We start from the raw sequence: 25,640 nt of genomic DNA, 5'->3' as shown, positions 1-25,640 counted from the left end.
TGGATCGGGGCGCCTACTCGCGCTCCCCGAGTCTGGCCCTGATCAGGTCGCGGGCGGTGAGCTGATGCTCGCGTGTGCCATAGTGATCGGCGGTGAGCCCCGCCACGAATACCCCCGGATCGATCTCGAGCGCGGTGGCGATGCGGATCAGCGACTCCACAGTGGGGCTCGACACCCCGCGCTCGATCTTGCCAATCGTCGTCCAGTTGATCGAGGAGAGCTCGCCCAGATCTTCAAGCGAGATGCCGAGTTCGTGTCGCGCGGCCCGAAGGCGGCGGCCGAGTTCCACGGCGGCGTGGGAGTGAGAGGTGGGCACGGCTCAAGCGTGCTCGCCTCGAACGAAAAAATCTAGTGCGGAGATGCACACAGTACAAAAAATGTGACCCACCTGTGAGTCTTGCAGGGGGAGACCTCGCCGCGTGGGGTTTCGCTCCCATAGACTGGAATCCCGCATAAATGTATCGCGGACGCATCGCTCAGCAGCATCAGCAGAGCAGCGGCGAAGCACTGAACAGCCGAGATTTCCAGCGAGGGGCCCCGTCGACCGTGAGCACTAACGATCGTTCCGAGCGTCTGCGCATCGTCATTGGTTGCGACACCTTTGCGCCAGATGTCAACGGAGCCGCCCGCTTCGCCGAGCGCCTTGCCGCCGGCCTCGTCGAGCGCGGCCACGAGGTGCACGTGATTGCCCCCGGGTTTCGGTGGCGCCGATCCACCCCTCGCGTGGAGTCGATCGAGGGCGTGCCCATGATGCTGCACCGCCCGCCCGCCCTGCGCTGGTACCCGCACGATTGGCTGCGCTACGTGCTGCCGTGGCGCGCGCGGCACTATGCCAGGCAGGTGCTCGATCAGGTTCGGCCGAATGTCGTGCACATTCAATCTCACATTGTGATTGGCCGGGCGCTCTCGAAGGAGGCGCAGAGGCGCGGCATCCGCATCGTCGCCACCAACCACGTGATGCCAGAGAACGTGCTTGACTTCACCCTGCTGCCAAAGTGGGCTGAGCGCTCCTTCGTGCGTTGGGCCTGGCGCGACGCCGACCGCGTGCTGAACCGGGCGAGTGCGCTCACCACGCCCACCCGCCGGGCCGCGGCCTTCCTCGAGCAGAACACCAGTCAGCGCGACGTGCTCGCGGTCAGTTGCGGTCTGCGCGCATCCAACTACACGGCAGACCTCAGCCCGCGCGCGCGAAATCGGCTCGTCTTCGTGGGGCGGGTCACCCTCGAAAAAGAGATCGACGTGATCCTGCGCGCCCTCGCACGTCTCGACCCCGACCTGGGGGTGACGCTCACGATTGTCGGCGATGGCGATCAGCGTAAGAGCCTCGAGAAGCTGGTGATCGAGCTCGGGTTGGCTGGCCGCGTGCACTTCACCGGCCGGGTCAGCGACGAGGAACTGCGCCGTCACCTCACCGAAGCGAGCATCTTCGTGATCGCGTCGATCGCCGAGTTGCAGTCGATCGCCACGATGGAGGCGATGGCATCGGGCCTGCCGATCCTCGCCGCCGACGCGGTGGCCTTGCCGCACCTCGTGACCGACGGCGAGAACGGGTTCCTCTTCCAGCCCGGCAACGTGGAGGAACTTGCGGCAAAGATCGCACACGTGCTCGGCTTCAGCGACGAGGAGTACCTGCGTATGCAGCAGGCCTCGCTCGACGCGGTGAAGGTGCACGACCTCGATCGCACGCTCGACACCTTCGAGCGGTTGTATCGCGGCGAAGCCGCAACGGCCTGACCGGGCGGCGCGTCGTGCACATCCTCATCGTCACCGACCAGCATCCCGACTCGCTCGGCGGGGCGCAGGTCGCCATTCGCGCGCAGCGGTGCGCGCTCGAACACGCTGGGCATCTCGTCACGATCGTCGCGCCTGCCGCGCCAACCACGCCTCGTCGGGGCACCGCCCGGCAGGGGGCCGAGTCGACAGACGCGGGTGCTCCGGTTCGCGAAACAGCGGTGGATCCGGTACGCCCAGCAGCCGACGAGCTCCCCGCGGGTTCGATTATTGCGCTCCCCTCGCTCCCCATCACCCGCGACCGCGAGTACGCGATGAGCTGGCCCGGCGCCCGCACCGACCGGGCGCTCGCCGCGGCGCTGCGAGGTCTGCCTCCGGTGGACCTGGTGCACCTCGAGGGTGACTTCTGGGGGGCGCTGATCGGGCTGCGCGCGGCGCGTGGGCTGCGCGTGCCCGTGCTGCACACGCTGCACAACAACGTCGACGAGGGCACCCGCGCGGTGACCCCACTCGCGCCGATCGTGTTTCAGGGGCTGCGCCTGTGGCGCGCGCTGGCCCTGGGCAGGCCGCGTGGGGCAGTGGATCGCGATGCTCGAGGGGCATGGCGGTACCTGGCCGAACTTGCCGCAGAGGCGATGGTTGTGTCAGCCCCGTCGAAGCACTTCGCCGATCAGCTGATGCGGCGCGGCGTGGCGCGCGAGGTGCTCGTGACCCGCAACGGGGTTGACGACGAGCTCATCGCCGCGGTCCGAGGGGTGCCCCGCGCGGAGCGCAGCCGCCCGAGGCTCGTCTGGCTGGGCCGCATGAGCCACGAGAAGCGGGTACTCGAGTTCATCGATGCGCTGGCGCTGTCGCGCGTGGATGCCGACGTTACGCTGTACGGCGCCGGGCTGCTACTGCCGCAGGTTCGGGCGCGCGTGGAATCGCTGGGTCTCTGGGATCGCGTCACGCTCGCGGGCCCTGTGCCGCACGAGGCGGCGCTCGCCGCGATCCGCGATGCGGACGCACTCGTGCAGACCTCGATCGGGTTCGAGACGCAAGGGCTCACCCCGTTTGAGGCGGCGCTCGTGGGAACTCCCACCATCTTCTGTGACCCCGCGATCGCTGCCGATGTCGCGGTCACCCCGTCGTGGCTCGTGGCTGACTCATCGGTGGAGGCTTTGGCCGCGACCCTGGCCGAGTCGGTGACGTCGCTCGCCGCGGCGCCCGGCGAGCTGCGGGTGCCGTTCGCGCAGGCGCGCGAGTTTCTGCAGTCGGCGCAGTCGGAGCGGCTGCTGGAGGTCTACGAGCGGGCCCGCGCGGCGCGCAAGCCGTAACTCCGGTCGGAGTTTTCACTCCGGCGCTCTGTGTCAAGCTGTGTGGAGTCACTCGGACGTTAGTTGTGTGGTTTGTTTCGGGAGATTGATTCCCACGAGGTCCGCTGGTGCCGGCGTAACCGGGCGCCCGCGGAACCGTTCCGGGTGCGTGTCGTAATAGTGTTGCAACGCGAGGTCGCGGGTCTTCCACACCTCACGCCATGACCCGTCACCGACCTGAGCGGGTGAGAACAACGCGATCCCGGAGTGCTTGTGCTCGGTGTTGTACCAGGCCACATACTCGGCGAGATACGTGCGGGCGGCAGCAAGATCAGCGAAGACTCTGGGATAGCCGGGCCGGTACTTCATCGTGCGGAACCCGGCCTCGGAGAACGGGTTATCGTTCGAGACGTACGGCCGGTTATGCGACAACGTGACTCCGTGGTGGGTGAGCGCGTTCAGGAGCGCGTGTGAACGCATCGCTGACCCCGAGTCCGCATGCACCACCTCCGGGGCTCCGTAATGGGCGATCGCGGTCTCAAACATCTCGACCGCGAGGTGATCAGCCTCTCGTTCCTCGACCCGCCACCCCACGATCTCACGCGAGAAAATATCGGTGATCTTGTATGCCTTGAACGTTTTCCCCCACCACGGCGAGTACAAGTCAGTGATGTCCCACGACCACGCTTGCCCGGGCCGGGTCGCCGTCACGACGGGTTTCTCGCGTGGGGCCCGTTTCCCGCGCCGGGTCGGGACCTGCGGGCGCAGCATCTGCTCCTCGATGCCGGCAGCGATCCGCCACCACGTGCGACGCGACGCGAGCATCACTCCCGCATCCCACGCCGACGCGTACGCATGATCCACGGACACGCTCTTCGCCCACCCCGCAAGAATGTACCCCACGATGCGTTCCCGATCGGTCGGACTGATGCGTGCCCGGTACGCCCGCTCGGCCTGCGGAACCGGGGCCATCACCACTTGGCGGGGCTGTTGCCGGTAATGCCACGTCGCCCGGGACACCCCCGCAAGGCTCAGGGCCTTACGCTGTGACCCCGTGATGCGGGTGAGCTCGGTCACGAGGAGGTTCTCGGCGGTGATGAACTCTCTCGCCCGGTCGCCGGCAACGTATCGGGCTCTTGCTCGTTCAGCTTGTGCAAGAGCCCGATAGCTTTTCCCAACGCGTCATTCGTTCCCTCGAGTTCACGAATCCGGGCGTTGAGCGCGGCGAGTTCTGCGTCGTGTTGTTCTTTCGGGATGCTGCGCTGCTGGTGGGAGATCTCCCGGCGGGCCTTCGCGTCTGGTGTCATACCGCTACTCTCTCGCGGAATCATGCCGCGGTCGAGATCGCCCCCGAACACGGCATCTTGCCAGCGCATGATCTGATGCTTGGAAAAGGTTTGCTCTTTCAACCATCTCGTTTTCGTGCCATGGGGAAGGTTCTGGTACTCGTGCACATACTCACGGATTTCCGTGAGAGTGAAGCCCGGCGTGATCGACATGATGGGTGACCTTTCTGTCAACCGAGTGACTCACACACAGCCTGGCAAAGAGGGCGGTCGGATCGCTTCGGCCAGATCCGCCCGACGGGGGTCACATCCCCGACAGGGGATTCCGGGAGTGGACTTAGAAGCGCCAGGCGACGGCCTGGAACCCTGACGGCGGCGCGGGCACCCAGCTCTCGTTTTTTGACACGAGGCCCGATCCGCCTGGGTTATTGGACTCGATGATGCTGAAGGTGCCGTCGCCATTCACGCCGGTGATCAGCACGGTGTGCACGCCCGAAACCCATGATGAGGGGAAGGTGAGATGTTCGTACTGGATGATGTCGCCGGGAAGCGCCGCGCTCACGGGCAGACGGGTCGCACCGTTGTAGTTGGTGACGGGATCGCCGCCGCCGGCCCAGGCGCCGCCGCCGGCGCGGATCCAGCGCTGTGCCGACATGATGCACTCACCTGGCTGCGACCAACCGGTCGCCCGGCTCGTGCCGACCTCGCTCTCGGCGAGTGCGATCGTTGCCTCGACATCGAAGTTGTGTGGGAGCGCCGCGGGCGGGTTCTCGGTGGCATCGGAGAGTAAGAGGAGGGTGTCGAGCGGTGCGTTCTCGCTTGTGCCCAGATCGGTGTTGAGGCGCTGCGCGTTTGCAGCCGCAGGAGCGGCGGCGGGGGTGAGCGCAAAGCTCTCGGTCTCCGGTGCCGCGTACGAGGGTGCTGCGCCAAGGGCGAATGTCATCGCTGAAATCAGGGTGACGATGAACGCTTTGGCGGAAGTCTGCACGCGGTGTACTCCATACATGGCTAGTCAATGGAAATGTCACCCCTTGACGGAGGCGACCCCAACAAGTATGCGTTACCGTTCCGTTATAAACAAACCACGCGCACACGATTCACAGGTTCGTCACCCCCGGCCGAGCCTGCTGAGGAAGAGAGCCTCGCCGAGTGCAATGTGGCGGATCTCCTCCGGGTGCACGCTCTCGTTCGTGGAGTGGATGCGGCTCTCGGGGTCGGGAACCCCGAGCAGCATGATCTCGGACCCGGGGTTGAGCTTCGATAGCGTGGTGGTGAGTGGGATCGATCCGCCCTGGCCGCTCGTGACCGTGGTGACGCCGTCGTAGGCCTCGGTCAGCGCATCGCTCAGCAGGGTAAACGCCGGGCCCGAGGTGTCAGCGCTGAACGGATAGCCGAGTTCTCCAGCCTGCGTCTCGACGTGCACGCCCCACGGGGCGACGGCGTGCAGGTGCGCAACGAGGGCATCCCGGAGCTGTGCCGGATCCTCGCCCGGCGGCACGCGCAGGTTGAGCTTCGCGGCGGCCCGCGACTGGATCGCGGCGACCGCCCCGACCACCGGCGGCGCATCGATGCCCAGAATCGTGATCACCGGGCGGGCCCACAGCTGCGCCGCGATACCGCCCGAACCGAGAATTTCCGTGCCATCCAGCATGCCGGCATCGGTGCGGAATGCGGCCTCCTCGTAGCCGACCCCGTCCCATTCCTGGTCTGCGGCGATGCCGGGCACGGTCACGTTGCCGTGCTCGTCTCGCAGGGTTGCGAGCATCTGCACGAGGGCGGCGATCGGGTCGGGTGCGGCTCCGCCGAACATGCCCGAGTGCACGGATGCCTCGAGGGCCGATACGGTGACGATGACATCGACCGCGCCGCGCAGGGTGGTGGTGAGGGTGGGCAGGCCGTGAGCGGCGTTGCCGCCGTCTTGAATCAGCATCACGTCGGCCCGACGGAAGAGTTCGGGGTTCGCCTCCGCGTAGCGGTCGAGGCTTGCACGGCCCTGTTCCTCCGAACCCTCCGCCACGACGATCAGGCCGACCGGGTAGGGGGAGTCGCCATCGAGCGCCGCGGGTGCGGCGGGTGTAGCCCCCGTGCCGGGTGCTGCGTCGCGCAGCGCCCGCAGCGCGGTGAGGTGCGCCACGAGGTTACCCTTGCAATCGGCGGATCCACGGCCGTAGAGGCGGCCGGCTCTCTCGGTGAGCGCAAACGGCGGGCTGATCCACTCGTGCTCGTCGAGAATGGGCTGCACGTCGTAGTGGCAATACAGCAGCACCGTGGGGGCGCCGGGTGGCCCGGGGCGGTGGCCGATGACCGCGTAGGTGCCGTCGGGGGTCAGCTCTAGCTCTACCGGCACGCCCTCGGCGCGAAACGCGTCGCGCACCCACTCGGCGGCGCGCACACACTCGGCGGGATCCACCACCCGCTCATCGGCAATCGAGGGGATCGCGACGATCTCGGCGAGGTCGGCGAGCGCTCGCGGCATCAGCGCCTCGACGCGTGCGCCGAGCTGTGTGCGATCTGCCGAGGCGAGGGTGCTGGAAAGCGAAGTCATGCCCGTATTCTCTCGCATGTGGCGGGCAAAGTGGCAGGGCTGGACGCACCTGACTCGGCGGCATGGCGGGGCAGTGCGGTGCGGTGCGGTGCGCAGGTAGAGCCGTGTGATCCGTGTACCTGAGAAACCAGCTAAGCTGGAATACGCTGATTGCTTGCGATCAGTGCTGGAGGATTCGCCTAGTGGCCTATGGCGCACGCTTGGAAAGCGTGTTGGGTGCAAGCCCTCAGGGGTTCGAATCCCCTATCCTCCGCCAAAAGGCCCCAGCGTTCTCGAGGGAAGTCTCGAGAACGCTGGGACCATTGTTCACTCCGCGCCGAACCTTTCATCGAATTCCGGATCGTGCTTTTGCCGCTCAGGGTGACGGATCAGGCCGGGATCTTCGAGGCCCTTGCGTGCGTTGGGCGTTGAAGCCTCTGATTCAGCGCTCTCGGTGGATCCATCGAGCACGGGTCGATCCTGTGTGGGGGTGTCGGGGTGTTCGGAGACAGTGCCCTGGCCCGTGCCCGCATCAAACCTGTCGGCCTTGTGCGGTTGATCATGGTGTTCCATGATGGCTCCTTTCTTTCAGCCTTGAGGTGCCAACGGTACGCCCACCCAAGACTGAGGAAAAGGGGTTGCCTTCTGACCCCTAAGTGTGAACCTGCTACTGCGTGTCTCGCAGGTGCTGCTGGAGTTCAACGTAGAGCGACTCGGCATCGGTCTCGTATCCGATGCAGGAACTCACCGCGTCAGCTGGGATGTCGAGCTTGAGTCGGACTTCCCGCGAGGCAGCCCGCTCTTCGGCGGTGTACTCGGGGTACACGCTCGCGTACAGCTCGTCTACTGTGCGCGCATTCATCTCGGTCTGGAGGGTGGGGAGGAGCCTCTCGTTAGAGTCGATGATGGTCATGATCTCGGCCTCCACCACGTCCGGCCACACGTAGCGTTCGTCGCTCAGGAGAGCAATCTCCCACTCGGTGCTGAGGAAAACGTCGCGTGCACTATTTGCCACCGCGGTCACCTGATCTGACAAGGGCTCTTGCCCCGCGTTGATCAGGTCCGCCAGCTCCTGCGAGGCCGCATCCCAGCGACCAATGGCGTCGTTGCGCTGGCACACGATTTGCAGGTATCGTTCGCCGGCCTCAGTCTTTGTGAGTGAGACGGGCCAGTCTTCTGCCGGCGTCTCAACCTCTGGCTCCGCAGTAGGAGTGGGCGAAGTGCTCTGCGAGGGAACTGCGCCGCTGATCAGATCGATTACGCTGCACCCCGAGAGGAGGAGTGTCGCGGCGAGCGCGACCCCAAGGTATCTTTTCTTCATGGTTTGATCATCCCATGCCGCATAGCCAGCGCACAGCATGGGGCCTTGCAAGCCGGAACGAAAAAACCCCGCCTGGTGGGCGGGGCTTTCCGTGACCTAGCTCGGTAGCTGAGGCGGGGCTCGATCCCGCGACCTCACGATTATGAGTCGTGCGCTCTAACCAGCTGAGCTACTCAGCCACAAGGTTCGCCGTGTGGGCGGTGAGCAGATCAGAGCCCCGACCGGGATTTGAACCCGGGACCCCTTCCTTACCATGGAAGTGCTCTACCACTGAGCTATCGGGGCGTGTGCTCCCGTGCGGAAGCAACCAGGAAAGGCTACCATCAACTCTGTGTCAGTGCGAAATCAGGTCATCGGTGGGGTCGGAATTTTGTTGGCTGTATGGATGGGTCAGGGGAGGTGGCTCTTCGGACTCGGCGGTGAATTGACCTGGTGGTACGTTCCGCTCATCACGGTACCGTTCGCGTTGCTGCAACTATGGACGGTGCGTCGCATCCGTATCGCACAGGATCGCGGCCGCCGCGTCGGGCGTGCGCCCTACGTTGCACTGGTACTCTCGTGGGTCTCGGCCCTCGGGTTCGGGATCACCGTGCCCGACGTAGTCGGGGGCGAACTGATCACCGTTGCGGGCCACTTCTGGGGCACGCTCGCGAATGAGCTGGCCATCGCGTTTTGCAACCCGCTGGGAATCGTCGCATTTGCGACCACAATCATCGCACTCGGGTACGCCGCGGCAGCCGGTCGCGAGCCCCGCCCCGAGGAAGACGAGCTCGACGGGAGCGGCATGGTGCCCCACCCGCTCGAGCGCCCCTAGCGTTTAGCTCGCCAGTCCGCGAGCCCGTCGGCCCCACGCGGCCGAACGAGCGTCACCGTCGTTCGGTAGACCTAGTCGGTCACTCGCACGAACACCGCGAGCGACTCGAAGTGATGGGTGTGCGGGAACAGATCGAACGCTCGCAGCGAGGTGAGCCGGTAGCCAAGGCCGTGCAGGGTTGCTGTGTCGCGGGCCAGCGCAACCGGGTCACAGGCCACGTAGACGATGTTCGCTGGGGCAAGTTCGCCGAGTTGCCCGACCACGCCACCACCGGCACCCGATCGCGGCGGATCGAGCACCACCGTCGCGCGCCGCAGCCGCTCGCGCACCGTCGGCGCACCCTTTTCCAGGTCGGCGAGGTACCGATCCACTCGACCAGTCACCGCGAGGCCACCCACGAGTTCCTGCAGGTTCTCGGCGGCGTCGTCGGTCGCACCCGGGTCGGACTCGACCGTGGTCACCTTGAGAGCCGGCCCCGCGGCCTCCGCCATCGCCGCGGCGAGCAGGCCCGCCCCGCCGTAGAGGTCGAGGTTCGCGGCCGACGGGTCGAACCGTCCGTCGTCAATCAGCTGGTGGATCGCGTCACGCACCGCCGTGAACAGCGTCAGCGGCGCCTCCCGGTGCACCTGCCAAAACCCGCCGGCGCGCACGAGGAACTCGCGCCCGCCGACCGACTCGGCGACCCGATCGTTCTCACCCGCGCGCTTCTTCTCGCCTGGCAGGGTCACCAGCATGCGGGAGTCGTCTGCGCTGGGGGCGATGAGATCCACTGTTGCCACATCTGGCATCGCCTCGCCGAGCGGCGCGGAAAGCTCGATGCTTTCGACCGCGAGCGGCAGGCTCTTCACGCGGATCACCTGGCGGCTCCGGCTCGAATAGGGTCCGACCAGGCCGGTCTCGGGGGCAACGTGCAGGCGCACGCGGGTGCGGTAGCCCAGCCCGTTTGCCTCGTCGTCTCCGGGCACGGCCTCGACCTCAAGCGTGCCGCCGGCGACCACGGCGATCTCGGCGTCGGTGAGGCCGCCAAAGCGACGCAGCGCGTCGGCGAGCACCTCGGCCTTGAGCGCGCGCTGGCGGGGGAGCGCGATGTGCCCGAACTCGGCGCCGCCCACCCGGTGCTCGGGGTTGCGCGAGAGCGCGGCCTCGGCCCAGATGTGCGGGCGCCGATCTGCTGATTCTTCGATCACCGACACGGTCGCGGCGCGAGCGAACGACTTCTTGCGTGCCTCGGTGACGCGGGCGCGCACACGCTCGCCCGGAATCGCGTCGGCTACGAACACCACGCGCCCTTCGTGGCGGGCGACGGTGATGCCGCCGTGGGCGATGCCCGTGATGTCGAGCTCGATCTCGTCGCCTACAGCGAGGGGGGTGGGTTCAGTCATGGGCCCATTCTCCCATCCTGCGCCTGGGGCCAGTGATCCACCCTAGAATTTCGAGTATGCGCCTGGTACTTGCTTCGACCTCACCCGCCCGCCTCTCCGTGCTGCGGGGGGCTGGCATTGAACCGCAGTGCTTTGCGCCGGAGGTCGATGAGGAATCAGAGGTGGAGGCACGCGAGGAGCAGCTGGGGCGGGCCCTCAGTGCGCCCGAGCTCGTCGAGTACCTCGGGAGACTCAAGGCGGAAGATGTCGTGCGGCGGCACGGACCTGCCGGCACCGGTGAGATCGACGGGCTCGTGCTCGGCGGCGACTCGGCATTTCTGCTGGATGGCGAGATTCTCGGGAAGCCCTATACCCCCGAGGTCGCGCTCGAGCGGTCGCGGCAGCATCGCGGGCAAACGGGGGTGCTGCACTCGGGCCACTGGCTCATCGACTGCCGGGGCGGCGAGGTGCGGGGCGCGCGCGGCGAGGTCGACACCGCCACGGTCACACTGTCGTCAGACGTCAGCGATGGCGAACTCGAGGCCTACGTCGCGACGGGCGAGCCGCTGCTGCTGGCCGGAGGATTCGCGATCGACGGGCTGGCCGGTGCCTTCATCGAGCGGATCGAGGGATCCCCGAGTTGCGTAATCGGCCTGTCCCTGCCCGCGCTGAGACGCCTCGTCACCGGGCTCGGGCACGAGTACCCCGCGCTCTGGAATCGCTGATCTGCTACGCCGGCAACAGCCACACCGACAACTACAGCGAACCGGCGAGCCCGCCGCTCAGACGCCCGTGGAAGTCACGCGTCGCCTCGTTCATGCCCTCGAGGATCACGCGCTTGCCGAGCTGCTCATACTTCGTGACGATCGCGTCGAGCGCGGCCACGGTCGACGCGTCCCAGATGTGTGAGCCCGACATGTCGATCACGATGCGCGGCGGATCGGCCCGGTACTCGAACTGTGTGGTGAGGTCGTTGCTCGAAGCGAAGAACAGCTCGCCCGAGACGGTGTACACGGCGGTGGGGACCACCGCGAGCGGGTCGGTCGACCGCGTCACGGTCGCGAAGTGCGCCACGCGCCGCGCGAAGAGCACCATCGCGGTGAGCACGCCCACGATCACGCCAATTGCAAGGTTGTGGGTCCACACGGTGATGGCGACGGTGATGAGCATCACCGCGGTCTCGCTCTTCGGCATGCGCCGCAGGGTCGAAAGCCGCACGCTGTGCCAGTCGAACGTGGCAACCGACACGACGATCATCACCGCCACGAGTGCCGCCATCGGAATCACGGCCACCACGTCGCCGAGCACCACCACGAGCACCAGCAGAAACACGCCCGCCACGAAAGTCGAGATGCGAGTGCGTGCACCGGAGGCCTTCACGTTGATCATGGTCTGCCCGATCATCGCGCAGCCGCCCATCCCGCCGAACAGCCCCGACAGCATGTTCGCCACACCCTGCCCCCACGCCTCGCGGGTCTTGCTTGAATGTGTGTCGGTGATGTCGTCGACGAGTTTCGCCGTCATGAGTGACTCGAGCAGACCGACCACGGCCATTGCGAGGGCGTAGGGCGCAATGATCTGGAGGGTCTCCCAGGTGAGTGGCACGTCTGGAATGAACAGCTCGGGCAGGCTCTTCGGTAGTTCTCCCTGATCTCCCACCGTCGGCACCGACCACCCGAAGACCACGACGGCGCCGGTGAGGAGCACGATCGCGACGAGCGGTGCTGGCACCACCTGCGTGAGTCTGGGCATCAAATACATGATGAGCAGTCCCACAACGAGGAGTGGGTACACGAGCCACGGAACACCGATGAGGTGGGGGAGCTGAGCAATGAACACCAGAATCGCGAGGGCGTTCACGAACCCCACCATGACGCTTCGCGGAATGAACCGCAGCAGTTTTGCGACGCCGAAGACCGCAAACATCACCTGAAAGGCGCCGGCGAGCAGCACCGTCGCGATGAAGTAGTCGAGGCCGTGCTCGCGCGCGACGGGGGCGATCACGAGCGCCACTGCACCGGTCGCCGCCGAGATCATGGCCGGGCGGCCTCCGAGGAAGGCGATCGAGACCGCCATGATGAAGGAGGAGAAGAGTCCGACGCGCGGATCCACCCCCGCGATAATCGAGAACGCTATTGACTCGGGAATGAGTGCAACAGCGACGACGATGCCAGCGAGTACCTCCCGCGTGAGCAGTCGCGGGCTGCGCAGGGCCTGGAGCACGGTCGGTTCGATTCGGGCGCGGCCTGGTCGTTCGGTGGTCGCCGAAGTGCTGGTCACGAGCGTCTCCTCAGTGGATCTGGGCACCTGCACGGGGCCGAGTCGGCCACTGCGCGCCAGGGCGTCGGGCCCCAGGGCGCCGCAGACGAGTCTACGCGTCGGCAGTGGCGGGTGCTCCCGCCCCCGGGTTCTAGACGGAAGCGCAACACCTAAAGTGTGAGTTGTCTAGACCACCACCGAAGGGCTGCGCTTCCTTGTCCACACTTTACCGCCACCTCACCCTGAACGACCGGATCGAGATCGAGAAACTCCACGACCACGGCCACACCCACGCCGAGATCGCTCGAAGAATCGGCGTGCACCGTTCAACCATCGGCCGCGAGATCAAGAAGCGTTCCTGGCAACCTGAACACGACCACGCGAATCTTCGCCCCTACCTACGGAACAAACTCGACACCCGTCACCGGCGAGACCGGGTGTATCTCGCTGGTCAAGCACAACTCCACGCCAACACACGCCGAGCACGCTCGCACCAGCCCTACCGAATGACGCATGACCCGCTCGTTGATTGGGTGATCACACATTTGGGGCGGGGGTGGACCCCGGAAGAGATCAGCGGACGCCTCCCTATCGAGCACCCCACCGATCACCGTATGCGGGTCAGCCCAGAAACGTTGTATGCCTGGATTTACTCACCCGGCCAACAGCATCGGCAGCTGCACCAATACCTTGCTCGGGGGCAGAAGAAACGACGCCGCATCAAGGGCCGAAAGGTACACACGGAACGCATCAAATATCGGGTCTCGATACATGAACGACCCGCCGAGGTATTGACGCGGGAAGAGTTTGGGCATTGGGAATCAGACAGTGTGCTGGGCGCACACGGCACCGGCGGTATTCACACCATGGTCGAACGCACAAGCCGTTACTACCTGGGAGTGAAGCTCTCCCGAGTCGCTGCTGCCCCGACTCTGGAGGCGCAGCTTGGCGTGTATCGGGTGCTGCCTGCACACGCCGTCAAATCTGTCACAGCCGACAATGGAAGCGAGTTCGCACACCATTACATGCTTGCCGACACGATCGGGGTGCCCACCTATTTCTGTGACCCGTACAGCGCATATCAGCGGGGCAGTAACGAGCACTTCAATGGTCGGCTACGGAAGTATCTCCCCAAGGGCACAACCTTCGAGGACCTCACCCAGGAAGAACTCGACGAGTACATCGGTGAGATCAATGATCGGCCCAGGAAAGTGCTGGGTTGGGCGACCCCGGCAGAGGTATTCCAGGAGTTATGCTCGGGGTAACTCACTGGGTGTTGCACTCCGAACTAAAATCCGGGGCCCCACCTGCCCAAGCAGCGTTGTGAAGCCCGATCTGTTCGGTCATGTCGGTAAGGAAGCGGATCACGACCTCGCGCTCGTGCGGGGCGAGGCGTGCGGCGGCGTGGAATCGCTTCGCCTGCTGCCGACCCACGGTCTGCATGGCGGCCTCGTGAGTTTGGGGGGTGATCGAAATGGCGAGCGCTCGGCGGTCGGTCGGGTGCGGCGCTCGGGTGATGTGCCCGGCCTTCTCGAGTCGGTCAAGCAGCTTCGTGGTGGACGCGCTCGAGATACCGAGGTGTGTGGCAATCGCCCCGGGCGTCGCGATGTTGTCGGTGTTCCCGGCGACGATGAGGTAATGCAGCGCACGCATGTCTGAGCGGTTCAGGTGCATGTACTTCTGTGACGCCTCCGACAGCTCTTGCTCGGCTTCGCGCAGCTTGCCGAGGGCTGACATGAGCCTGCCGATCTGGCGCATCTCCTCGGGTGCGAGGTCTGCACGATCGATCAAACGCGAGTTGGGATCGCTCGTCTCGACGTTATAGAGGGTCGACGAAACCGCGTCCCCTCGATCGTCGAATTCAGGCATGTGGATATATTAACGTACTTCAGACTTCGTGCTAGGTTTATTGCTAGCCCGGCTAATAATATGTTGTTAGCAGAGATACTTACTCGGAGACTTGGAGGTGGGAATTATGGAGATGGTGGTGCTCCTCAGCGAAGCAGGCGAAGCCATTGGCACCGTGCCCAAGGCCGACGTGCACACCACTCAGACCGCGCTGCACCTCGCGTTTTCCTGCTACGTCATGAACGAACGCGGGCAGTTGCTCGTGACGCGCCGCGCGCTCGACAAGCGCACGTGGCCCGGTGTCTGGACGAACAGTTTCTGCGGTCACCCCGCACCCGGCGAAGAAATGCCACTCGCAATCGCGCGCCGCGCCGCCGACGAGCTCGGTGCCACAGTTGGTGAGATTCAGGTCGTGCTTCCCGACTTCCGCTACCGCGCGGTTGACGCCAGCGGCATTGTCGAGAACGAGGTGTGCCCGGTGCACATCGCGCGACTGCACGGCGAACTTGCGCCCAAGCCAGACGAGGTGGTCGAGTGGGCATGGGTGGATCCGCACGCCCTTGCAGAGGCGGTCGAGCGGGCGCCGTTCGCCTTCAGCCCCTGGCTTGCGATGCAGCTGCCGCAGCTGCTCGAGCGGCTGAGTCTGCCGGAGCGCCCGGGCGCCGACGCACCCGCACCGTTGGATGGACGCGAGTCATGACCGCGGTCGTGGGGCACAACCGCACCCGCGCACTGCTGCGCAACGCGGTCGAGCGCGAGCTCAGCGAGATCTTCGCGGCGCAGACCGCGGCAGCGGAGGCGTACGGCAGCGAGTTTTCGCACCTCTGGGGGCTGGCGGCCGAGCATGTGCTCGGCGGGAAGCTCGTGCGACCGGTGTTGATGGTCGAAATCTTCGATGCGCTGGTGTCGGAAAGCGCACCTGAAGCCAGCGTCGAGCGGGAGTCGATCATTCGCATCGCCGCCGCGATCGAGCTGCTGCACTACTCTTTCCTGCTGCACGACGACGTGATCGACGGCGACCTGGTGCGCCGCGGCCGTCGAAACCTCATCGGTGCGCTCCTTGACGATGGCAGCGCGCGTGGCGAGTGCGACCAGCGCGGTGCGCTGCACTGGGCCCGCACCGGGGGCATCCTGATGGGCGATCTGCTGCTCGCCGCCACGCATCAGATCTTCGCGCGAGTGGATCTGCCGCACGCGGTGCGGATCCAGATGCTCGATCTGCTCGAGCACACGATCACCGAGTCGATCGCTGGTGAGCAGCTTGACGTGGGGCTGAGTGACGGGCTCATTGCGCCCGACCTCAGCACCGTGCTCACCATGTCTGCGCACAAGACCGCCACCTACACGTTTGAGCTACCGATGCGGGCGGCGGCGATCCTCGCGCAGGCCCCGCAGCACCTCGAACGGTCGCTCACCGCGGCCGGGTACCATCTGGGGCTCGCCTTTCAGCTGCAAGACGACCTGATCTCGACGTTTGGTGACCCCGAGCTGCACGGCAAAGACCCCTACTCTGACCTGCGCGAGGGCAAACAGACCGCGATCATCTCGTACGCCCGCATGACGAGCGCGTGGCCGACGGTCGAGAGCGAGTTCGGTAACCCCGAGCTCACCGAAAAGATGGGTGCGCGACTGCGCGCCCTCCTCACCGAGTGCGGGGCCGAGAAATTCGTGCGCGGCCTCGTCGAGGAGCAGACAACGGCCTTGTACGAGGTGCTCGCGGGCACCGGCAGCGCGCACTCCATTGCTCCGGGTGCCCGGCGGGTGCTGCTCGCGCTCGCGGCGGAACTCGAGGAGCGGCGATCGTGAGCGACGACGCGTCGTCGCTCGATCGATTCACCCGCACCGCCGAGATCGCGGCGGGAGACGTGATCGGCACGTATTCGACCTCATTTGGCCTCGCGACCAGGCTGCTTGGGGTGCGGCATCGCCAGCACGTGCGCAACATCTACGCGATGGTGCGCGTCGCCGACGAGATTGTCGACGGGGTGGCGGCCGAGGCCGGGCTGAGCGTCGTCGAGCAGACGGAGGCGCTCGAGCGCTATGTGGCAGACACCCACCGCGCGATGCGCGTGGGGTACTCGAGCGATCTCGTGATCCACGCCTTTGCTCGCACCGCTCGCGAGGCAGGAATCGACGAAAGCCTGACGCAGCCGTTCTTTGATTCCATGCGAGCAGACCTGGGCGAGACTGTTGGCGAGACGGATCCGACTTTGGGGCCAGCCCCGCTCGTCTATGACACGGAGGCCCATGCGCGCTACGTGCACGGATCCGCCGAGGTGGTGGGGCTCATGTGCCTGCGCGTGTTCCTGCGCGGGCGCAACCACACAGTCGAAGAACGCGACCGGCTCGAATTCGGTGCCCGCCAATTGGGCGCCGCGTTCCAGAACATCAACTTCCTGCGCGACTTGGCAGACGATACCGACCGCCTCGGTCGCAGCTACCTGAGCGCCGACCACCGACTGAGCGATGCGGATCGCGACAGTTGGGTGCGCACGGTGCGGGCGCAGCTTGACGACGCGAGAGCGGTGATCCCGCTGCTGCCGAAAGACGCGCGCGCGGCCGTGCGCAGCGCGCTGGCGCTGTTCGCCGCGCTGACCGACCGGGTGGATCGCACCCCCGCCGAAGACCTGTACACCACCCGCGTGCGCGTGCCCGACCCGGTGAAAGCCGGACTCGCCGCGCGTGGGCTCATCACCACCTGGATGGAGCGAGACTCATGACCCGCACGATCGTCATCGGAGCAGGCGTGGCCGGCCTCGCCACCGCGGCACTGCTCGCGCGCGAGGGCCACGACGTGCACGTGCTCGAGAAGAACGAGCGGGTCGGCGGCCGCGCAGGGCTCATCGAGCGCGATGGCTTTCGCTTCGACACGGGCCCCTCGTGGTACCTCATGCCGCGCGTATTCGACCACTATTTTGAGATGCTGGGCACGAGCACCGAGGAACAACTCGACCTCACCTTCCTGCGCCCCGGGTACCGAGTTTTCTCGGAGCCCGCCGAGGGGGGAGAGCTGGCCGATCCGCTGACGATCCCACTCGGCAAGCACCGCGTGCTCGACACCTTCGAACGCGTCGAGCCGGGCAGCGCCGAGGCTCTCGCGAAGTACCTCGCCTCGGCCCGCCACACCACCGACATGGCCGAGAAGTACTTTCTCTACAATCCGTTTACCAGGCCGGGATCGCTCGCCCAGCGAGAGGTGCTGGGCGCGGCCCCCGAACTCACCGGCCTGCTCGCCACCTCGCTCGAATCGTACGTCGCGAAGCGCTTCGAGCACCCCGTGCTGCGCCAGGTGCTCGGCTACCCCGCGGTCTTCCTGGGCACGAACCCGGCCGATGCGCCCGCGATGTATCACCTGATGAGCGCGCTCGACCTCGACGAGGGTGTGCAATACCCGATGGGTGGCTTCTGGCAAATCTCCCAGCGGCTCGAAGCGCTCGCCATCGAGGCGGGCGTCAAGATCACGACCGGTGCCGAGGCCAAGCGGGTCGTCACCCGCAAGTCGCGGAAGGCGGGAAAACTCAGCCGCAAGCAGCGCGAAATCGCCGGAGTGATTTGGCAGGGTGCCGACGGCACCGAGCACAGCGAGCAGGCCGACATCGTGGTCTCGGGCGCAGACCTGCATCACACCGAGACGCGACTGCTGCTCGAGCCCGACCGCAGCTACCCCGAAAAGTGGTGGCAGAAGCGCACGAGTGGGCCGGGAGCCGTGCTCGTGATGCTGGGCGTGCGGGGCGTGTTGCCCGAGCTGCCGCATCATTCGCTCTTCTTCGTCACTGACTGGAAGACGAACTTCGACGCGATCTTCGGTGCCGAGACACACGTCCCGTCACCGGCGTCGATCTACGTCTGCAAGCCCAGCGCGACCGACCCGAGCGTCGCGCCGGAGGGTCACGAGAATCTCTTCGTATTGATCCCGGTTCCCGCAGACCCCGGCCTGGGCAGCGGCGGATCGGACGGCGCGGGTGACGCGGAGATCGAACGTGCGGCCGACGCGGCGATCGACCAGATCGAGGCGTGGTCGGGCATCGAGGGTCTGCGCGAGCGGATCGTCGTGCGCGAGACGCTCGGCCCGGCAGACTTCCAGAGCGACTACCACTCCTGGCAGGGCGGCATGCTGGGCCCCGCCCACATTCTCAGTCAAAGCGCGATGTTTCGTGCGCAAAACGCATCGAAGAAGGTCGAGGGCCTGTTTTACGCGGGCGCGACCACGGCGCCCGGCGTCGGTGTGCCCATGTGCCTCATCAGCGCAGAGCTGGTGCTCAAGCGCATCCGTGGCGACCACAGCGCGGGCCCGCTCCCGGTTCCTGCCCGCAGCGGGAGCCAGGCCTAATGGGAGCCCTGTACCTCGCGGCGCTGCTGGTCGGGATCGGGTGCATGCTGCTGCTCGACCACCGGTTTCGCCTGTTCTTCTGGCATGACGCGGCGATCGCGAGCCTGATCACCGTGCTGGGCACCGCGCTCTTTCTCGTCTGGGATGTCGCGGGCATCGCCCTCGGCATCTTCTTGCGCGGCGACAGCCCGGTGGCGACGGGTATCGTGCTCGCGCCCGAGCTTCCGCTCGAAGAGCCGGTCTTCCTTATCTTCCTGGTGTTGTGCACCATGGTGATCTACACGGGTGCGGTGCGTCTGCTCTCCCCACGCGCGTCCACGAAAGAGCTGGTGGATCAGCCATGACCTACCCCACCCTCGCTCTCCTCGGGGCTGTCATTGCCCTCGCAGCCGGTCTCGTGGCGTGGGGCCTGGCTGCCGCTCGCCGCACCCCGACGCTCGCGGGCACCGGCGCCTCCCGCCGGCACTGGTTCGCCGTCGCCATCACGGTGCTTGTTTTGTTTGTGCTGACGGCGGTCTTCGACAACGTGATGATCGGCCTCGGACTGTTCACCTACGCGCCCGAATTTCTGCTGGGATTAAGCGTAGGACTCGCCCCGATTGAAGATTTTTCCTACCCACTAGCCGGTGCCGTGCTGCTGCCTGCGCTGTGGGTGCTGCTCGCGCGCGGTGGGGCGGATCGACAGCGCGCGTTCTCTCAGCTCGTGCTCTCCTCGCGCCCGGTCAGCTGGATCAACACGGCGTTCCCCTTCGGCGCGGCGTACCTGCTCACCACCCGCGAGATCGACTGGCTACTTGTGCTCGGCTTTCTCTATTTCCTCATTCCCTACAACCTCGCGATGTACGGCATTAACGATGTGTTCGACTACGAGTCGGACATCGCGAACCCCAGGAAGGGCGGCATCGAGGGGGCGCTCCTGCATCCGCGCCTGCATCGGGCAACACTCTGGGCAGCAGCGCTCACGAACATCCCCTTCCTGCTCGTGCTGGGGCTCGCTGGAGGCCCCGCCACCTGGCTCGCCCTCGCCGTCAGCGTGTTCGCGGTCATCGCGTATTCTGCGAAGGGGCTGCGCTTCAAAGAGCGGCCGTTCCTCGACTCGATCACCTCCAGCACGCACTTCGTGAGTCCCGCGGTTGTGGGCCTGACGCTCGCCGGTGCCGAGTTCACGCTGCCGCTGGTGCTGACCCTCTCGGCGTTCTTCCTGTGGGGGATGGCGGCACACGCCTTCGGTGCGATTCAAGACATCGGCCCCGACCGTGAGGGCGGGATCCACTCGGTGGCCACCGTCATCGGAGCGCGCTCCACCGTGCGGTTCGCCCTGGTGCTGTGGCTGCTCGCGGGCGTGGCCATGCTCTTCGCCCCTTGGCCCGGCCCCCTCGCCGCGATCATCGTGGTGCCCTACCTGGTCAACTGCGCACCATGGTGGAACGTGACCGACGAAACGTCGGGCCGCACCAACATCGCCTGGCGCCGCTTCATCTGGCTCAACTTCTTCTCAGGTGCCCTCGCAACACTCATCCTCATCACCGAATGGACTCCGGCATGACCTCCCGTTCACGAATCGCGCAGCAAGCGAACGCGCCACACGAACCCCACCACGCACGAGGCCCCATCGACCCCGTGCGCTCGCGGGTACCGAAGTGGCTGCGCATCTTCCTTCCCGCAGTGCTCATCATCATCTGGCTCACCGCGGCCGGCGTTGGCGGCCCCTACTTCGGCAAGGTCGAGGAGGTGTCGTCGAACGACCAGACCACCTTCCTGCCCGAGTCGGCCGATGCCACACAGGTGCAGGCGCTCCTCGGGGAGTTCAGCGACTCCGACGCGATCCCGGCCATCGTGGTCTTCGTGGGCGACACGGAACTCACCGAGGCTGAGCTCACCAGTATCAGCGGCGAGATCGCGGCCCTCACCGAGCTCGAAGGGGTAGGCGACGAGGTGTCGCCCGCGATCCCGTCGGAGGATGGCCTTGCGGTGCAGGCCTTCGTGCCGATTTCCAGCGACGGCGAGATCGCCGAGATCGTGACCGAGGTCGGCGACGAACTGCGCGCGAACGCCCCCCCAGGGGTCAAAGTGTTCGTCACCGGTCCGGCCGGCTTCACGTCTGACCTGTCGGCCGCATTCTCGGGTATTGACGGTCTGCTGCTCGCGGTCGCGCTGCTCGCCGTGCTCGTGATCCTGGTGCTCGTGTACCGCTCACTCTTGCTGCCCGTTGCGGTGCTGTCGACCAGCCTCTTCGCGCTGTGCGCCGCGCTGCTTTTGGTCTGGTGGCTCGCGAAGTGGGAAATCCTGCTGCTCAGCGGCCAAACCCAGGGCATCCTCTTCATTCTGGTGATCGGTGCCGCTACCGACTATTCACTGCTGTTCGTCGCGCGCTTCCGCGAGGAACTGCGGGTGAACTCCGACAAGTGGGTCGCGACGATGCGCGCGATCAAGGGCTCGATCGAGCCGATCCTCGCGTCCGGCGGAACGGTCATCGCGGGCCTCCTCACCCTGCTGCTGTCAGACCTGAAGTCGAACAGCACGCTCGGACCAGTCGCCGCGATCGGCATCGTCTTCGCCATGCTGTCGGCGCTCACGCTGCTGCCGGCGCTGATGTTCGCGTTCGGTCGGGCGGCCTTCTGGCCACGCAGGCCGAAGTTCGAGCCCGAGGTTGTCGCCGCTGAGAACGGCATGCCCGCGAAGGGCTTCTGGGTCTCGGTCGCGCGCCTCGTGCAGCGCCGCCCCCGCCTGATCTGGGTGCTGACCACCGTGGTGCTGCTGGTCGGCGCGCTCGGCATCACCCAGCTGAAGGCCGACGGCGTGCCCGCCTCCGATCTGGTGCTGGGGGCTTCCGAGGCTCGCGACGGCCAGGTCGCCTTGGGCGAACACTTCCCCGGTGGATCGGGCAGCCCCGTGCAGGTGGTCGTCGACGAGGGCGAGTTCCAAGACGCGGCTGGTGTTCTGCTCGCGAACGCCGGCATCGATGGCGTCACGGTCACCGCGGCAGACTCACCGAGTGGATCCGCACCCGTTACCGAGGATGGCATCACCGCGTTCGGGCCTCCCGGCACCCCGGCCCCAGAGCCCACCGTGGTGGATGGCCAGGTGCTCGTGCAGGGCACGCTGGTGAATGCCGCCGACTCCGCGGAGGCGGGCGACACCGTGCGCGAGCTCCGCGCCGAGTTCGCCGATGCTGCGCCGAGCGCCCTCGTAGGCGGGGTGACCGCAACCGCGCTCGACACGAACGATGCGTCGATCCACGATCGCAACCTGATCATCCCGATCATCCTGGTGGTCATCTTGCTGATCCTGATGCTGCTGCTGCGTTCGATCTTGGCGCCGGTGCTGCTCATTATCACCACCGTGATCTCGTTTGGCACGGCGATGGGAGTCGCGGCGCTGGTCTTCAACGGCATCTTCCAGTTCCCGGGTGCCGACCCCGCCGTGCCACTGTTCGGCTTTGTGTTCCTGGTCGCGCTGGGCATCGACTACAACATCTTCCTGATGACGCGTGTGCGCGAGGAGACGATCAAGCACGGCACCCGCGAGGGGATCCTGCGCGGGCTCACCATCACGGGCGGGGTGATCACCTCGGCGGGTCTCGTGCTCGCGGCGACCTTCGCGGCGCTCGCGGTGATTCCGATCCTCTTCCTGCTGCAGCTCGCCTTCATCGTGGCCTTCGGTGTGCTGCTCGACACCTTCGTCGTGCGCACACTGCTGGTGCCGGCGCTCGGGTACGACATCGGGCGCAAGATCTGGTGGCCGTCGAAGCTCGGGCGGGCCGAGCACGAGGAGAAGGTCGCGGCGGAGAAGGCCGCGGCACTGGCTGCGGCCGGGGCGGCGCACCAGCCCGAGCACGCGGCGGCAGCCGTCGCGGCTCCGGCAGCCGACGCCGGGCATGCGGGGGCGGATCGCGCATGACGCTGCGGGTGGTGGTTTCGGGAGCGTCGGGTCTCATTGGCACGGCCCTCGTGCGCGCGCTCCGCGGGGAGGGCACCGAGGTCACCACCCTGGTGCGCCGCCCCGCGCGCGGCGCCCACGAGGTGCCATGGGCGCCAGGAGAGCGGCCCCTCGACCCGGGCCTCATTGACGGGGCCGATGCGGTCGTGGCGCTCGGCGGCGCGAGCGTCGGGCGCATGCCCTGGACATCGAGCTACCGGGCGGAACTCACGGCCTCACGCCTGGGCCCCACTCTCGCGCTCGCCGACGCGATCCGAGAGCTGGGGGAGGGCGCGCCAGCGTTCCTCTCCGCCTCCGCGGTCGGCTACTACGGGTCGGTGCCGGGTGCCGTACTCACCGAGGCTTCCCCCGCGGGGAATACGTTCCTCGCGGGTCTCTGCGTGGAGTGGGAGCGGGCGGCACGCACCGCGGGCCCGCACAGCCGGGTTGTACTGCTGCGCACGGCTCCGGTGATCCACCGTGATGGCGTGTTGAAGCCGATGATTCGCCTCACTAGCCTGGGTCTCGGTGGTCCACTGGGGCGCGGCACGCAGGTGTGGCCGTGGATCTCCTTGGACGACGAGGTGCGCGCGATCCAGCACCTGATCGCGAGCGAGATTGAGGGGCCGGTGAACCTCACGGGCCCGACCCCCGCGACCGCAAACGAGCAGGGGCGGGCGCTCGCCCGCGCGATGCGGCGACCGTTCTGGCTTCCGGCTCCCGAGTGGGGGCTGCGGCTAGCGCTCGGCCGTGCCGCGACCGAGTCGTTGCTGACCGCGGATGCCGACGTGCGGCCCTCCGTGCTTGAGCGCTCGGGGTTCACTTTCGCGTCCGAGACGGTCGAAGCGGCGGTGCAGGCCGCGCTCGCCGAAGTCGGCCGGAAGGGCTAACCGTCGCGATGATGCTTGGGGTGATCGCCCTCGGCGCCGTTCCTGTCATGGGTGCCGTCCGTGTGGTGAGCATCGTCGGCATCTCCCGTGTCGACCGACTCGACATCGACTGACTCACGGTCGTGCGTCGAGATGTCGGTGCGAAGCTCGCCCGTGAACGCATCCACCGCCGCGCCCACAGTCGGCGGGAACCGATCGGGCGTGAACCTGTCACCCAGCCCGTGACGGTGGATGAGGTCTCGCACCGGACCCTTGAGTTCCGCGAGCAGCAGCGTGATCCCGCGGCTCTGCAGGTACTCGTCGAGGCGCACGAGCTCGTCCATCGCCGTGGTATCGATGTCGGTGATGGGCTCGGCCGCGAGCAGCACGGTGTGGATCGCGGGAGCGCCGGGTGGTGCCTCGCGCTCGGCCCGTTTCAATACTCCGCGCACCCAGGAGGCGAAGATGTTCGCGTTCGCGAAGAAGAGCGAGGCATCCCAGCGTACGATGACGATGCCCGGAATGCGTTCCGCCTCGGGGTTGCGCGACCGGTCGTGATAGCCGCGGCGGCCCGGTATCCGGCCGAGTTCGGCACGGTACGGGCGCCAGGAGTGCCACACGAAGGCGACGAACGAGAGACCGATCGCGATGAGGATGCCCTCGAGTACGCCGACGAAGAGCACCCCGAGAAACGCCGCGATTGCGAGGCCGCTGTCCCAGCGGTCGATCTTCCACGTCCCGACCCCGGTGGGCTGAAATACTGAGGAGATCGCCACGATGACGACCGCGGCCAGGACCGATTCCGGGAGAAACTCGGTCACGCCCGGCAGAAACAGCATGAAGGCGAGTACCAGGAGCGCCCCGATCACCGCGGCGAGTTGCGATCGCGCGCCCGCCGCCTCGATCACGGGGGTGCGCGACATTGACCCTGCGATGGGGAAGCCGCCCATGACCCCGCCGGCGACGTTCGCCATGCCGAGGCCCACCATCTCACGACTGCCGCTCACCGTCTCGCCCCGCCGCGAGGCGAGGGTGCGGGAGAGCACCCCGGTATCGGCGAAGGCGATGAGTGCGATCGCGAGGGCGGGGGCGGCAAGAGCCAGCGCATCGGACCACTGGATTCCGCCGAGGGCGGGTGCCGGGAACCCCTGCGGCATCTTGCCCACCACCGGGAGCCTTTCCGAAAGGCCGAGGATCGCAGTGACGAGAATGCCCGCGACCACCGCGACGAGCACCCCGGGGATCCGGTCTTTCAGAAGCAACTTGAAGCTGAGTATCACGGCGAGTGAACCCACCCCGAATATCGTGGCGAGCGGTGTGATCCCGCCCTGCACGATTGCGACGCCGATCGACCAAACGTCTCGCAGCGGCTGCGTCGAATCGATCGAGAACCCCAGCAGCTTGGGCAGCTGCGAGATGATGACGATCAGGGCGATGCCGTTGAGATAGCCGCGGCGGATCGGCTTCGAGAGCAGGTCGGTGATGAAGCCGAGACGAAGGCCACCCGCGGCGATCAGGATCACCCCGACCATGATCGCGAGAAGCCCGGCGAGGGCGACCGCACGGTCCTGGCTACCGAGCGCGAGCGGCAGCACCGCGACAGCAATCAGGGGAGCGAGCCCGGAGTCGGGCCCGACGACCAGAATGCGCGAAGGCCCGAAGACCGCGTACGCGAGGAGCGGAATGATGGTGGCGTAGAGGCCGGTGTAGGCGGGGAGACCCGCTGCCTGGGCGTACCCCATGCCGGCGGGCACGAGGAGGGCGCTGAGGATCAGACCCGCGCGAATGTCGGGCCACAGCCACGGGCGCTGATACCCAAGGGCGGTGTCGAGGCCGGGGAGGAGGGCGCGCAGGGAAAGCCTGATGCTGTGCCCTGTGCCCCGTGTCTGCCCCAGTGAAGCCATGTCGCCAGGATAGCCCTGCGGCCGCGGCGGTGCGGAACGGCAGAATTTGGTTGCTGGATCGGATTGTGTATAACGATCTGGTCTCGGAGAAAACTCCAGGTCAGAGAAAAATCTGAGCACTCAATTAGCGTCAAATTCCACGCCCCTGCTTTGCGCTTTGCGTGAGGACCTTGTTACGGT

The 25,640-nt window shown here is 66.5% G+C and carries 24 protein-coding genes and 3 tRNA genes; 14 read left to right on the top strand and 13 right to left on the bottom strand.

Annotated features, from left to right (window positions below; translation table 11 throughout):
• Positions 1-13 precede the first annotated feature (13 nt).
• Positions 14-316 carry a helix-turn-helix domain-containing protein gene (locus ACTNFK_RS11245; RefSeq protein ID WP_435937542.1) on the bottom strand — a complete coding sequence of 101 codons (303 nt, stop codon included), beginning with the start codon at positions 314-316 and terminating at the stop codon, positions 14-16.
• Between the two features lie 230 nt (positions 317-546).
• On the opposite strand from ACTNFK_RS11245, the gene ACTNFK_RS11240 reads away from it, so the two are divergent.
• Positions 547-1,734, top strand: coding sequence for a glycosyltransferase (locus ACTNFK_RS11240; RefSeq protein WP_435937541.1), 1,188 nt, complete (start codon positions 547-549; stop codon positions 1,732-1,734).
• A gap of 14 nt (positions 1,735-1,748) precedes the next feature.
• The gene (locus tag ACTNFK_RS11235) at positions 1,749-3,047 is read left to right on the top strand and encodes a glycosyltransferase (RefSeq protein WP_435937540.1); all 1,299 of its coding nucleotides are present in this window, start codon (positions 1,749-1,751) and stop codon (positions 3,045-3,047) included.
• A gap of 48 nt (positions 3,048-3,095) precedes the next feature.
• Here ACTNFK_RS11235 and ACTNFK_RS11230 read toward each other — a convergent pair whose 3' ends face one another.
• The 4 genes from ACTNFK_RS11230 to ACTNFK_RS11215 all read right to left on the bottom strand — a co-directional run bounded on the left by ACTNFK_RS11230 (position 3,096) and on the right by ACTNFK_RS11215 (position 6,857).
• Positions 3,096-4,103: a DDE-type integrase/transposase/recombinase gene (locus ACTNFK_RS11230; RefSeq protein ID WP_435936268.1), complete on the bottom strand. Its 1,008-nt coding sequence runs from the start codon at positions 4,101-4,103 to the stop codon at positions 3,096-3,098.
• Positions 4,100-4,525 (bottom strand): hypothetical protein, encoded by a 426-nt coding sequence (locus ACTNFK_RS11225; RefSeq protein ID WP_435936267.1) that lies wholly within the window; start codon positions 4,523-4,525, stop codon positions 4,100-4,102. Before ACTNFK_RS11225 ends, ACTNFK_RS11230 begins: the two co-directional genes overlap by 4 nt.
• Before the next feature lie 124 nt (positions 4,526-4,649).
• Positions 4,650-5,300, bottom strand: a complete 651-nt coding sequence (locus tag ACTNFK_RS11220) for a lipase (RefSeq protein WP_435937727.1) — start codon at positions 5,298-5,300, stop codon at positions 4,650-4,652.
• Positions 5,301-5,420: 120 nt separating this feature from the next.
• Positions 5,421-6,857 carry a dipeptidase gene (locus tag ACTNFK_RS11215; protein ID WP_435937728.1) on the bottom strand — a complete coding sequence of 479 codons (1,437 nt, stop codon included), beginning with the start codon at positions 6,855-6,857 and terminating at the stop codon, positions 5,421-5,423.
• Positions 6,858-7,025: 168 nt separating this feature from the next.
• Between ACTNFK_RS11215 and ACTNFK_RS11210 the strand changes: the two genes are divergently transcribed.
• Positions 7,026-7,113, top strand: a tRNA-Ser gene (locus tag ACTNFK_RS11210).
• Between the two features lie 50 nt (positions 7,114-7,163).
• Here the strand turns inward: ACTNFK_RS11210 and ACTNFK_RS11205 are convergent.
• The 4 genes from ACTNFK_RS11205 to ACTNFK_RS11190 all read right to left on the bottom strand — a co-directional run bounded on the left by ACTNFK_RS11205 (position 7,164) and on the right by ACTNFK_RS11190 (position 8,442).
• Complete coding sequence (locus tag ACTNFK_RS11205; protein ID WP_435937729.1) at positions 7,164-7,409, bottom strand: hypothetical protein; 246 nt, start codon at positions 7,407-7,409, stop codon at positions 7,164-7,166.
• Positions 7,410-7,503: 94 nt separating this feature from the next.
• Positions 7,504-8,157 (bottom strand): YajG family lipoprotein, encoded by a 654-nt coding sequence (locus tag ACTNFK_RS11200; protein WP_435937730.1) that lies wholly within the window; start codon positions 8,155-8,157, stop codon positions 7,504-7,506.
• Between the two features lie 105 nt (positions 8,158-8,262).
• Positions 8,263-8,336 (bottom strand) — tRNA-Met (locus ACTNFK_RS11195).
• Positions 8,337-8,370: 34 nt separating this feature from the next.
• Positions 8,371-8,442: transfer RNA gene (locus ACTNFK_RS11190), tRNA-Thr, on the bottom strand.
• A gap of 46 nt (positions 8,443-8,488) precedes the next feature.
• Here ACTNFK_RS11190 and ACTNFK_RS11185 point away from each other — a divergent pair.
• On the top strand, positions 8,489-8,971 hold the full coding sequence (locus ACTNFK_RS11185) for a hypothetical protein (RefSeq protein ID WP_435937731.1): 483 nt from the start codon (positions 8,489-8,491) through the stop codon (positions 8,969-8,971).
• 71 nt (positions 8,972-9,042) lie between these two features.
• Here ACTNFK_RS11185 and ACTNFK_RS11180 read toward each other — a convergent pair whose 3' ends face one another.
• On the bottom strand, positions 9,043-10,353 hold the full coding sequence (locus tag ACTNFK_RS11180; protein WP_435937732.1) for a class I SAM-dependent RNA methyltransferase: 1,311 nt from the start codon (positions 10,351-10,353) through the stop codon (positions 9,043-9,045).
• A gap of 56 nt (positions 10,354-10,409) precedes the next feature.
• Here ACTNFK_RS11180 and ACTNFK_RS11175 point away from each other — a divergent pair, with 56 nt between their 5' ends.
• Positions 10,410-11,057 (top strand): Maf family protein, encoded by a 648-nt coding sequence (locus tag ACTNFK_RS11175; RefSeq protein ID WP_435937733.1) that lies wholly within the window; start codon positions 10,410-10,412, stop codon positions 11,055-11,057.
• Between the two features lie 31 nt (positions 11,058-11,088).
• On the opposite strand, the gene ACTNFK_RS11170 is transcribed toward ACTNFK_RS11175, so the two are convergent.
• Complete coding sequence (locus ACTNFK_RS11170) at positions 11,089-12,612, bottom strand: SulP family inorganic anion transporter (RefSeq protein WP_435937734.1); 1,524 nt, start codon at positions 12,610-12,612, stop codon at positions 11,089-11,091.
• A 194-nt stretch (positions 12,613-12,806) separates the two neighbouring features.
• Here ACTNFK_RS11170 and ACTNFK_RS11165 point away from each other — a divergent pair, with 194 nt between their 5' ends.
• Positions 12,807-13,856, top strand: coding sequence for an IS30 family transposase (locus tag ACTNFK_RS11165; RefSeq protein ID WP_192497180.1), 1,050 nt, complete (start codon positions 12,807-12,809; stop codon positions 13,854-13,856).
• A gap of 1 nt (position 13,857) precedes the next feature.
• Here the strand turns inward: ACTNFK_RS11165 and ACTNFK_RS11160 are convergent, their stop codons facing one another.
• A complete protein-coding gene (locus ACTNFK_RS11160) occupies positions 13,858-14,460 on the bottom strand; it encodes a MarR family winged helix-turn-helix transcriptional regulator (RefSeq protein WP_435937536.1) in 603 nt (200 codons plus the stop codon).
• 106 nt (positions 14,461-14,566) lie between these two features.
• Between ACTNFK_RS11160 and idi the strand changes: the two genes are divergently transcribed.
• The 8 genes from idi to ACTNFK_RS11120 are packed head-to-tail and all read left to right on the top strand — an operon-like array spanning position 14,567 to position 23,577.
• Positions 14,567-15,139, top strand: coding sequence for an isopentenyl-diphosphate Delta-isomerase (gene idi, locus ACTNFK_RS11155; protein WP_435937539.1), 573 nt, complete (start codon positions 14,567-14,569; stop codon positions 15,137-15,139).
• Positions 15,136-16,245, top strand: coding sequence for a polyprenyl synthetase family protein (locus ACTNFK_RS11150; protein WP_435937535.1), 1,110 nt, complete (start codon positions 15,136-15,138; stop codon positions 16,243-16,245). Before idi ends, ACTNFK_RS11150 begins: the two co-directional genes overlap by 4 nt.
• On the top strand, positions 16,242-17,159 hold the full coding sequence (locus ACTNFK_RS11145) for a phytoene/squalene synthase family protein (RefSeq protein WP_435937534.1): 918 nt from the start codon (positions 16,242-16,244) through the stop codon (positions 17,157-17,159). The genes ACTNFK_RS11150 and ACTNFK_RS11145 overlap by 4 nt, the downstream gene beginning before the upstream one ends.
• Positions 17,156-18,769: a phytoene desaturase family protein gene (gene crtI, locus ACTNFK_RS11140; RefSeq protein WP_435937533.1), complete on the top strand. Its 1,614-nt coding sequence runs from the start codon at positions 17,156-17,158 to the stop codon at positions 18,767-18,769. The genes ACTNFK_RS11145 and crtI overlap by 4 nt, the downstream gene beginning before the upstream one ends.
• Positions 18,769-19,113 (top strand): lycopene cyclase domain-containing protein, encoded by a 345-nt coding sequence (locus ACTNFK_RS11135; RefSeq protein WP_435937532.1) that lies wholly within the window; start codon positions 18,769-18,771, stop codon positions 19,111-19,113. The genes crtI and ACTNFK_RS11135 overlap by 1 nt, the downstream gene beginning before the upstream one ends.
• Complete coding sequence (locus ACTNFK_RS11130) at positions 19,110-20,315, top strand: prenyltransferase (RefSeq protein WP_435937531.1); 1,206 nt, start codon at positions 19,110-19,112, stop codon at positions 20,313-20,315. Before ACTNFK_RS11135 ends, ACTNFK_RS11130 begins: the two co-directional genes overlap by 4 nt.
• The gene (locus ACTNFK_RS11125) at positions 20,312-22,669 is read left to right on the top strand and encodes an MMPL family transporter (protein WP_435937530.1); all 2,358 of its coding nucleotides are present in this window, start codon (positions 20,312-20,314) and stop codon (positions 22,667-22,669) included. Before ACTNFK_RS11130 ends, ACTNFK_RS11125 begins: the two co-directional genes overlap by 4 nt.
• A complete protein-coding gene (locus ACTNFK_RS11120) occupies positions 22,666-23,577 on the top strand; it encodes a TIGR01777 family oxidoreductase (protein WP_435937529.1) in 912 nt (303 codons plus the stop codon). Before ACTNFK_RS11125 ends, ACTNFK_RS11120 begins: the two co-directional genes overlap by 4 nt.
• Here the strand turns inward: ACTNFK_RS11120 and ACTNFK_RS11115 are convergent.
• On the bottom strand, positions 23,574-25,460 hold the full coding sequence (locus ACTNFK_RS11115; RefSeq protein WP_435937527.1) for a SulP family inorganic anion transporter: 1,887 nt from the start codon (positions 25,458-25,460) through the stop codon (positions 23,574-23,576). The genes ACTNFK_RS11120 and ACTNFK_RS11115 overlap by 4 nt on opposite strands.
• Positions 25,461-25,640: the final 180 nt, after the last annotated feature.

The sequence above is a fragment of the Leucobacter fengyongliangi genome (genome assembly GCF_052386045.1).
The sequence above is the reverse complement of the archived record's forward strand: the minus strand, read 5'-3'. Positions and strand labels throughout refer to the sequence as shown.